The organism is Ureibacillus yapensis, from assembly GCF_003515775.1.
GTDB lineage: Bacteria > Bacillota > Bacilli > Bacillales_A > Planococcaceae > Ureibacillus > Ureibacillus yapensis.
In genome coordinates this window covers 82,078-91,037 of record NZ_QWEI01000012.1, presented here as the reverse complement: position 1 = coordinate 91,037, position 8,960 = coordinate 82,078, and the positions used below count along the sequence as shown (strand labels likewise).

Below are 8,960 nucleotides of genomic sequence, written 5' to 3'. Positions count from 1 at the left end.
CGCTGAGTACTCAGCGGTTTTTTTATTTATTAAATAAACGTTAGGCGGCCAACTATCAAAAATCTGGAGGATTTGGTCGGCGCGTTTCCTATGCAACGAAACATGGCTTTTTCCTTAAACTCCCCAAGTCGGGGTTTAGACACATCCTAATTGCCTGTTCCCACTAACCTAATGCGTAACCAAACTCTACAATAAAAAGGTCTATTCCCGGTTGTTCTTCACCTTAAATATTCGATTAGTGCTTATCGAAAACTAAAGGGTCCTCATAATAATGACTTGCACTCAATCTTCTGTTCTAAAACTCCAAGACACTTCGTAAGTCACCCAAATATGATTGACTGACAGGCAGCTCAACTCCATTTTTTAATTCAATTATATAATTGGAAGTTAAATCTTTCGCTATACGCTTAATAAAATAGATGTTGATGATATACGAACGATGAATTCGCAAAAAACAGGATGGAAGTTTCGTTTGCAGTTCCTTCAGAGTAATAGGTGTTTTAAATTTCTCTTCGTTGCAGTAGAACCAAGTACGTTTTTGCAGACTTTCAATATGCGAAATCTGTTCGATAGGAATGGGTGTCCAGTCATCTTCCTGTCTTCCTGTCAGGAATTTATAGGATTCCTGTATTTCTGATGAGTAGGTGGAAGGGAGGACGATAATTAAAGCAGCCTCCTCCTGATTTACACTTATAGGGTAACCTACAGCATAGTAGGGTGTTCCGAATAATGAGTCATCTGATAGTATCTCCGTTTTCTTCCGGGTACTCAAGACTCTTGCTGCTATGCTTTGCGGATGAACGGATTCTCCTATTTTTAAATGAAAATGAGCCGTACTCGGACTATAGAATACATAATTCCCTGCTATGGCAATCGCGATAGAGGCATCCTTTGGAATCCAATCCTCTAAAATCATTTTAAATTGTTCAAGTTCTTCCCTTTTGACGAGTAAATTTTCAACTTTCATATTTAGAATCCCCCTTTGTGATTTACAACAAATCTAAATACTTCATCTCGTTATATTCCCATTTCATCCCAATATTACAGTAATTCGTCAGAAAATAATGAAAAATAAATCATTCTGTTATATATTAATTTACAACAAATACCTCTGTTATGGAACAGTAATTATAAATTATTTTTGTCAGAGTGTATTTAAATAAAGGGGAAGGTGTGAATATTCATGTCAACAAGACAAGAAAAAATCGAGGCAATTAAAAAGGATTGGGCAGAAAATCCAAGATGGAAAGGGATTGAAAGAGCATACACGGCAGAGGAAGTCGTAAAATTACAAGGTTCCGTAATTGTGGAACAAACATTGGCAAAACGTGGGGCAACACGTCTTTGGAAATCCTTGCAGGAAGAAGATTTCATTAATGCGCTAGGTGCATTAACTGGAAATCAGGCAGTTCAACAGGTAAAAGCAGGTTTAAAAGCTATTTACTTATCGGGGTGGCAAGTAGCGGCTGATGCAAACCTTGCTGGTCAAATGTATCCGGACCAATCTTTATATCCTGCCAATTCAGTTCCTCAAGTTGTAAAGCGTATTAATCAAGCATTGCAACGTGCAGATCAAATTGATCATGCAGAAGGACGCAATGACGATTTTGACTGGTTTGCACCAATTGTAGCAGATGCGGAAGCTGGTTTTGGGGGACCTCTAAACGTATTTGAACTGGTAAAAGGCATGATTGAAGCAGGAGCTGCAGGGGTTCACTTGGAAGACCAATTGGCATCCGAGAAAAAATGCGGTCACTTAGGCGGGAAAGTATTGCTTCCAACACAAAATGCTGTACGCAACCTGGTTGCTGCTCGCCTGGCAATGGATGTAATGGGAGTGGATACAATTCTGATTGCACGTACTGATGCGGATGCTGCTGACATGGTAACAAGTGACATTGATCCACGCGATGCTGAGTTTATTACTGGTGAGCGTACGCCAGAAGGATTCTTCCGTACAAATGCCGGAATCAAACAAGCGATTGCACGCGGCTTGGCTTACGCACCATATGCGGATTTAATCTGGTGTGAAACATCCAATCCATCAATTGAAGAAGCACGTGAGTTTGCAGAAGGCATTCATGCAAAATTCCCTGGCAAAATGTTGGCATACAACTGTTCACCATCATTTAACTGGAAAGCAAAACTTTCCGACCAGGAGATTGCTGAATTCCAACGTGAAATTGCGAAAATGGGCTATAAATTCCAATTCGTAACACTAGCTGGTTTCCATTCATTAAATAAATCAATGTTTGAACTTGCTGTGGATTATAAAGATAACGGTATGGCAGCATACTCCAAACTTCAACAAGCTGAGTTCGACTTAGAAGAAAAAGGCTATACAGCTACGAAGCACCAACGTGAAGTTGGCACAGGCTATTTTGATGAAGTGGCTCAAGCAATTTCCGGTGGTACATCTTCTACTACAGCAATGGCGGGTTCGACTGAAACGGCTCAATTTGCTTAATTAAGGATTACACCTTGGCTAAAACTATTATTCTAGTAATAAAGAAATTAATAGTTTTAGTCAAGGTGGTTTAAAAGTGATGATATAAAGGTGGGGTTATCGAAATGGAGCAGGCTATATCACAAAGAATTAAAATTGTAGGAGAGCTTACGGAACAAGCAAAGGAAATTTTAACGCCTGAAGCATTGGACTTTATTGTCTTACTTCATGAGAGATTTAATGAACGCCGGAAAGAATTGCTTGAAAGACGGGAAGAGCGTCAAAAGCGTCTTGATGCCGGAGAGAAGCTGCAATTTCTAAAAGAGACGGAAAGCATTCGCCAGGGAGACTGGACAATTGCTCCACTTCCGCAAGATCTTCAAGACCGCCGTGTCGAAATTACCGGTCCAGCGGTAGATCGTAAAATGGTTATTAACGCTCTAAACTCGGGTGCGAAAATGTTTATGGCTTGTTTTGAAGATGCTTCCACACCTACTTGGGAGAATATGATTGCAGGCCAAATCAATATGCGTGATTCTGTAAATCGCACAATCGAATTAACACAGCAATCCAATGGCAAAACATATAAGCTGAATGACGAAACTGCTGTTCTGCTTGTTCGTCCTAGAGGGTTGCATCTACTTGAGAAAAATGTACTGGTAGATGGCGAAGTGATGTCGGGGAGTTTCTTTGACTTTGGACTTTACTTCTTCCACAATGCTAAGGAAGCACTGGCACGAGGTACAGGACCATACTTCTATCTGCCAAAGCTTGAAAGCCACTTGGAGGCACGCTTATGGAATGATGTGTTTGTCTTTGCCCAAGATTATTTAGGAATCCCTCAAGGAACGATTAAAGCAACCGTTTTAATTGAAACGATTGTTGCAGCCTTTGAGATGGATGAAATCTTGTATGAATTGCGTGATCATTCCGCAGGGTTAAACTGTGGGCGCTGGGACTATATTTTCAGCTACATTAAACGTCTTCGAAACCAGCGGGAAGTGATATTGCCGGACCGTGGCCAGGTAACGATGACTGTTCCGTTTATGAAAGCTTATACATCACTATGTATCCAAACATGCCATAAGCGAAATGCACCGGCAATGGGTGGAATGGCCGCTCAAATTCCGGTAAAAAATGACGAAGAAGCAAATAGCATTGCGTTTGCGAAAGTAGCCGAAGATAAACGCCGTGAAGCAACAGATGGCCATGATGGAACTTGGGTAGCCCATCCGGGATTGGTACCTGTCGCAATGGAACAGTTTGATGCCGTTATGAAAACGCCTAATCAGATTGATAAAAAACGTGAAGACGTAAACGTAAGTGCCGAGGATTTAGTTGAAGTTCCAGAAGGCACAATTACAGAAGAAGGTCTTCGTGTCAATTGCAGTGTAGGTGTTCAGTATATTGCATCGTGGTTACGTGGAAATGGTGCTGCACCGATCAACAATTTAATGGAAGATGCAGCAACAGCCGAGATTTCCCGTACCCAAGTATGGCAGTGGATTCGCCATCCTAAAGGAATTCTTGAAGACGGACGCAATGTGACGCTTGAGCTGACATTGGATATTTTAAATGAAGAGCTTGCGCAAATTAAAGAGGCTGTTGGGGAGCAGTTCTTTAACAGTGGCCGTTACGATGAAGCGGCAGAACTGTTTAAAGCTTTGATTGAGCAAGAAGATTTTGTAGAATTTTTAACCTTGCCGGGGTATGAAAAAATCAGCTAACCATCAAAAGGTATGAATGGATGCCTCCAATACTATTTTGATGCGCTTCAAACAGGGGATTAATTGTATATTGTTCAAATGGGGATGGATGTCTTGCTAGTTGTCATGAGCTAGTAAGACATTTTTCAATTTCCTTCCGGACCATCTCTGATTGTTTTATTAAAATTCCGTAAATGGGAGGGAAATTTCCGGCATATCAAGAATTGAATAAATAAGTATAAATATAAGCAAAGGGGACTGTTGTGTTTTGAAAAATAAAGAATTGCTTTTAGTGCCTGGACCTACACCGGTTGCAGATGAAATATATGAAGCGTTGGCCAGGGAAACAAGAGGGCATACAGATTCAAGATTTGCAGCGATTTTTAAAGAGGCCATTAAACAAACAAAGGAGCTCTTTCAAACAGACGGAGAAGTCTTTATTGTAGCAGGTTCGGGGACACTGGCCATGGAAATGGCGATTGTGAATACCGTTGGGCGAGGCGAGAAACTGCTGGTTATTAGCCATGGCTATTTCGGTGACCGCTTTACCCCACTTGCACAAGCATATGGCATTGAGGTAGAGGTGCTTCAATCAGAGTGGGGGAAACAGGTCGATCCTCTGCTTGTTCAGGAAAAATTATCGCTGGATCAATATAAAGCAGTGACGATCACGCATGCCGATACGTCTACCGGAGTAGTATCGGACCTGGAAACGCTCATTCCTATTGTGAAACAAGCGGGTGCTCTTGTGATTTTGGATGGTGTGGTAGCTACGGCTGCTTTGGATGAAAACATGAGCAAAACCTATGGACATCCAGAATATAAAATTGATGTCACATTAACAGGGTCACAAAAAGCAATTGGTATTCCACCGGGCCTTGCGATTGTGGCATTTAACCAAACTGCACTTAAGGCACGGGAAGAGTTGGGAACAATTCCTGCTTACTATTGCGATATAAATAATTGGCTTCCGATTATGAAGGACCCTTCCAAATACTTCGCAACGCCTCCGGTAAACTTAATCTATGCATACCAAACTGCCATGAGCATTGTATTGGATGAAGGGATGGAAGAACGCGAAAGACGGCATATCTCCTATGGTCGTGGTGTCCGTGCTGCCCTCCGCACGTTTGACATGAAACCGTTGGCAGCAGAAGAGGTTGCAGCACCGACGCTAAGCTGTATGCTATATCCGGAAGGTGTGGATGATGTGGCATTTCGAACGATGCTATCGCATAAAGGAGTCATCGTGGCAGGGGCTTTGGCTCATCTGGCAGGGAAGGCGTTTCGCATCGGCCATATGGGAAATACGACGGAAGAAATGCTGGAGCAGGCTATTCGGGAGATTGGAACAGTATTGCAAGAACTCGGCGTTTCAGTAAATACCGAAATAGCGATTAGTGCTTTTAAAAATGAAACAGGGCAAGTCGTGAAAGGAGCGCTTGAAACGACCTAAGCTCGGCATACATTCAATTCAATCGTACAAGCAGTGTTCATTCACCGCTTGTACGATTTCACTATAGAGGCTTAGCAGTTGTAATCAGGAAATCCGTAGAATATATTGTAAATTAAGAACAAGTGATGAAGAAGGGAATGGGCATCGTGGTCACGAACAACAAAAGCATTGAAAGATTTATTCATTTATCCCAAAACAGAATAGAAGCAGACTTTATATTGAAAAATGCCTTGGTAGCAGATGTTTTTTCTTTATGTTGGAGAAAAGCGAACATAGTAGTTGCAGACGGTAAAATTATCGCGCTAGATGAAAAAGACGAATTTACGGCAAAAGTGGTAGAGGATGCGAACGGGCGCTACGTAATTCCCGGCTTAATCGATGCCCATATTCATATTGAATCTTCTATGTTGCCTCCAACCCAGTTCAGTCAAATTCTTCTGCCCCATGGCGTTACTTCCGTTATTACCGACCCACACGAAATTGTCAATGTTTCAGGCTCAAAGGGCATGGAATTCATGCTCGATCATGCCAAAAATGCAACAATGGATATTTACTTTATGCTGCCTTCAAGTGTTCCTTGTACCTCATTTGAACATGCAGGTGCAGTGATGAAGGCAAAGGACTTGGCTCCCTTCATTCAGAATGAGCAAGTTTTGGGTCTTGCTGAAGTTATGGATTTCCCTGCGGTTCTTGGTGCAGATTCGGACATGCTTGATAAGATTGCCCTCGCACAAAACGCGAATAAGATGGTGGATGGCCATGGTGCTGGATTATCAAGGTACCAATTGCGTGGCTATCGCGCTGCTGGCATCCGAACGGATCATGAATGCGTCACTGCCGAAGAAGCACGTGAGCGTGTGAAACAAGGTTTGTATGTATTGATACGGGAAGGTTCTGCTGCAAAAAATCTGGTCGACCTATTGCCGGCTGTTACGTCAGCAAACGCTCGCAGATTCGCATTCTGTACTGATGATAAACATTTAGATGAATTAATAGAAGAAGGAAGCATTAACTATGCTGTTTCATTGGCGATCCAGCATGGAATGAACCCATTGCAGGCTATCCAACTGGCTACATTAAATGCAGCGGAATGCTATCGTTTAGTTGATAAAGGGGCAATTGCCGAAGGGTATACAGCGGACTTTATCATGCTTGAGGATTTGCATAAGATGAAAATTTCCTCCGTTTGGAAAGATGGAGTGAAGGTCAGTGAGAATGGGAAGATGCTGCAAAATGAAACAATCTCCATGAACATCGATGAGACGATTTTAAATTCAGTTCATCTCCCAAATATAACGGCTTCAGATTTGGCCATTCCGTTTAAAGAAGGCAATCGAGCAAATGTGATTGGCATCATGCCGAATCAACTGATTACAAAACATCTGATCAAGGAAGTGGATGTTAGAAACGGCGTCTTTGTTCCTTCCATTGAAGATGATTTATTAAAATTGGCCGTGGTCGAACGCCATCATTCGCGCGGAACAATCGGCTTGGGAATCGTTCACGGATTTGGTTTGAAAAAAGGAGCCGTAGCCACAACGATTGCACACGACTCGCACAATGCCATTGTGGTGGGAACCAACGATGCGGATATGATTGTTGCCTTAAATGCTTTGCAAGAGATGCAAGGAGGATTGGTGGTAGTGAATGAAGGAAAGGTGATCGGCTCTTTGGCCCTTCCGATTGCAGGAATTATGACAACACTCGATGCATCCGAAGCCGAGGAAAAGGTCAAGGAAACACACGCCGCGCTTCATAGAATTCATCCGGATTTGAACTTCCACCTATTCCTGACACTTTCCTTCCTAAGTTTACCCGTTATTCCTGAACTGAAATTAACGGATACAGGACTATTTGATGTTCAGCACTTCAAGCATCTTCCAATTGAGGCGGTAGGCAGTTCTGATTAACAAGTTTTAAATAGTAAAAGAAGGGAGGTAAAACACTGTGGCACAAGTCGCTGTCGTGATACCTGCTTTTAATCCTTTACCCTCATTTATTTATTATGTAAAAGATCTCCTGCAACTAGAAATTGAAACCGTGGTGATTGTGAATGACGGAAGTGATGAAAAATACCGCTCCCTCTTTCTTGAATTAAGAGAAATAGAGGGATGCACCGTCATTGACCACGAGGAAAACAGGGGGAAGGGGCGTGCATTAAAGAGTGGGTTTCACTATATCTTAAACCATCTAAAGAAGATCGAGTCAATTATGACGGTAGGGGCACACGGGCAACATAGAATTCCAGATGTCCAAAAGCTTTTGCATTATGCTCCGATTTTTTCCGATGGAATCATTTTGGGCGTTCGAAATTTTTATTCAAAGGAAGTTCCCTTGAAAAATATAGTCGCAAATCGCACAGCCTCTCTTTTATTCTCTCTTTTATTTCACAAACGGATATTGGATATACAAACGGGGCTTCGTTGTGTACCAAGACAAGCCCTTTCCTGGCTATTGCACGTATCAGGGGAATCCTTTGATTACGATTCGAACATGCTGGTGGAAGCGCTTCGGAGAAAGGTCCCCATTTACGAAATTGCCATTGGGCATTACCGGATCAAGAAAAATTCGCTTATGTTTTATGATGAAATTATGAATAGCAAAATCATTATTCAACAAATAATGGATACATATTTGAAAAATCATGGACATCAAGATTAAAGAAAGGTTTTGCGAATAAACTGAACAACAACCTGATTCACTTTATCGGTTTACGGGTAAAAATAGGATGCTCGAATATTTCGCTAAGAATCACAATAAAAAGTATAATAGAAGAATAAGAATCACCTTCATTTAGGTTGAATCACAAAAGAATCAGCAAACCTGGCAGTGAAAGTTTCACTTTAAGCAGTTACTTTTTTAATTAGTTGGAAAAGATAATACTAAACGTTAATTGTACAGGTTTAGAGGAGGAAGTCAGAATGAGTGAACACTTAGAATTGGAAGCAACAATTAAAGGAAAGGAAAAACATTATTCTCCTGATAAATTTATAAATAAATTAAAAAAATATGGCACAAATCTAGGCTTTAAAGTATTGCATGGCGCGGCGACTTTATATGTAGCCTTGAAAAGCCCCGATTTGCCGAAAGAACAGAAACTCATGATTCTTGGAGTGCTCGGTTATTTTATCTTGCCGATTGACTTGATCGCCGATATTTTGCCGACTGTCGGTTTAGCGGATGATATTGTCATCATTACGAAAGCGATTTCTGTTATATATGGTTCCATTACCGATGATATGAAAGAAGAAGCGCATGAAGTGTTGAAGAAAGTTTTTGGCGATAAGTATAAACCTTCGATAGAATATGAAATCTAACAGGATTTGCTCGCTTTAATATAAATTTGTATTGA

7 protein-coding genes are annotated in these 8,960 nt (G+C 41.4%); 6 read left to right on the top strand and 1 reads right to left on the bottom strand.

The window, feature by feature from the left end:
- Window positions 1-295: 295 nt before the first annotated feature.
- Window positions 296-967, bottom strand: a complete 672-nt coding sequence (locus D1B33_RS16645; RefSeq protein ID WP_118877533.1) for a LytTR family DNA-binding domain-containing protein — start codon at window positions 965-967, stop codon at window positions 296-298.
- 216 nt (window positions 968-1,183) lie between these two features.
- Here D1B33_RS16645 and aceA point away from each other — a divergent pair, with 216 nt between their 5' ends.
- From aceA to D1B33_RS16615, 6 genes are all read left to right on the top strand, one after another.
- On the top strand, window positions 1,184-2,467 hold the full coding sequence (aceA, locus tag D1B33_RS16640; RefSeq protein ID WP_118877532.1) for an isocitrate lyase: 1,284 nt from the start codon (window positions 1,184-1,186) through the stop codon (window positions 2,465-2,467).
- Between the two features lie 104 nt (window positions 2,468-2,571).
- Window positions 2,572-4,173 (top strand): malate synthase A, encoded by a 1,602-nt coding sequence (aceB, locus tag D1B33_RS16635; protein WP_118877531.1) that lies wholly within the window; start codon window positions 2,572-2,574, stop codon window positions 4,171-4,173.
- 247 nt (window positions 4,174-4,420) lie between these two features.
- Window positions 4,421-5,608 carry a pyridoxal-phosphate-dependent aminotransferase family protein gene (locus D1B33_RS16630; protein ID WP_118877530.1) on the top strand — a complete coding sequence of 396 codons (1,188 nt, stop codon included), beginning with the start codon at window positions 4,421-4,423 and terminating at the stop codon, window positions 5,606-5,608.
- A 137-nt stretch (window positions 5,609-5,745) separates the two neighbouring features.
- Window positions 5,746-7,518, top strand: coding sequence for an adenine deaminase (gene ade, locus D1B33_RS16625; protein ID WP_199677441.1), 1,773 nt, complete (start codon window positions 5,746-5,748; stop codon window positions 7,516-7,518).
- Window positions 7,519-7,555: 37 nt separating this feature from the next.
- A complete protein-coding gene (locus D1B33_RS16620) occupies window positions 7,556-8,269 on the top strand; it encodes a glycosyltransferase family 2 protein (RefSeq protein ID WP_118877529.1) in 714 nt (237 codons plus the stop codon).
- A 260-nt stretch (window positions 8,270-8,529) separates the two neighbouring features.
- On the top strand, window positions 8,530-8,925 hold the full coding sequence (locus D1B33_RS16615) for a YkvA family protein (protein ID WP_118877528.1): 396 nt from the start codon (window positions 8,530-8,532) through the stop codon (window positions 8,923-8,925).
- Window positions 8,926-8,960 lie beyond the last annotated feature (35 nt).

Excerpts from the sequence above, each read along its gene's own strand:
- aceA (WP_118877532.1), top strand. The coding sequence starts at position 1,184 with ATGTCAACAAGACAAGAAAAAATCGAGGCAATTAAAAAGGATTGGGCA.
- aceB (WP_118877531.1), top strand. The coding sequence starts at position 2,572 with ATGGAGCAGGCTATATCACAAAGAATTAAAATTGTAGGAGAGCTTACG.
- D1B33_RS16615 (WP_118877528.1), top strand. The coding sequence starts at position 8,530 with ATGAGTGAACACTTAGAATTGGAAGCAACAATTAAAGGAAAGGAAAAA.
- ade (WP_199677441.1), top strand. The coding sequence starts at position 5,746 with ATGGGCATCGTGGTCACGAACAACAAAAGCATTGAAAGATTTATTCAT.
- D1B33_RS16645 (WP_118877533.1), bottom strand. The coding sequence starts at position 967 with ATGAAAGTTGAAAATTTACTCGTCAAAAGGGAAGAACTTGAACAATTT.